Origin of the sequence: Methylobacterium sp. WL103 (genome assembly GCF_008039885.1) — a bacterium.
GTDB classification, from domain to species: domain Bacteria; phylum Pseudomonadota; class Alphaproteobacteria; order Rhizobiales; family Beijerinckiaceae; genus Methylobacterium; species Methylobacterium cerastii.
The window spans coordinates 1-937 of record NZ_VRUX01001015.1 but is presented as its reverse complement, the minus strand read 5'-3'; the positions used below and the strand labels follow the sequence as shown (position 1 = coordinate 937).

Annotated in this window: 1 protein-coding gene; it reads left to right on the top strand. The window is 74.5% G+C overall.

The window, feature by feature from the left end; genetic code table 11:
* Window positions 1-74: 74 nt before the first annotated feature.
* Window positions 75-937 (top strand): ATP-binding cassette domain-containing protein (locus tag FV222_RS27430; RefSeq protein ID WP_210248521.1); only part of this gene is annotated, 863 nt, incomplete at its 3' end.

Here is a 937-nt window from a genome sequence, read left to right as displayed (position 1 = left end):
CCGCCGCCCACGGCCCTTGCCGAGCCGTCGCGGTTCGCCCTCTGCCGCCATCCCCTGCAGCCGGCACGTTTCACGTGAAACCTCTTCTCAGCCTCGACGCCGTCTCGAAGCGGTTCGGCACCAGCCCCTCGCTCGCCGCGCGCTTGGCCGGCCTCCTCGGGGAGCGCCGGCCGCCGAGCGCGGTGCAGGCGGTGACCGACGTGGACCTGTCGATCGAGGCCGGCGAGGTCGTCGGCCTCGTCGGCGAATCCGGCTGCGGGAAGTCGACCCTGGCCCGGCTCGCCGCCGGCCTTCACGCCCCGAGCCGCGGGCGGGTGCTGCAGGACGGGCGCGACCGGGCCGGGATGAGCGCCGCGGAACGCCGCACGGCGGCGCTCGCCGTGCAGATGATCTTCCAGGACGCCACCGCCGCCCTCAACCCGCGCCTGCGGGTGCTCGACATCGTCGGCGAGGCGCCGGTCACCCACGGCCTCGTCCCGGCACGCGACCGGCGCGCCTACGTCGCCGAGCAGCTGGCCCGCGTCAGCCTCGGGCCGGACGCGATGGCGCGCTACCCGCACCAGTTCTCCGGTGGTCAGCGCGCTCGCATCGGCATCGCGCGGGCCTTGGCCGTGAAGCCGCGGATGCTGGTCTGCGACGAGTCGGTGGCGGCGCTGGACGTCTCGATCCAGGCGCAGGTGCTGAACCTGTTCCTGGAGCTCCGCCGCGACCTCGGCCTGACCTACCTGTTCGTCAGCCACGACCTCGGGGTGGTCGAGCACATCGCCTCGCGGGTGGCGGTGATGTATCTCGGCCGCCTCGTCGAGGTGGCGCCGGCCGAGACCCTGTTCGCGCAGCCGGCGCACCCCTACACGATCAGCCTGCTCGCCCAGACGCCGAAGCTGGTGCCGGGCAAGCGCCGGTTCCAGGCGCTGCCGGGCGAGCCGCCCTCCCCGCT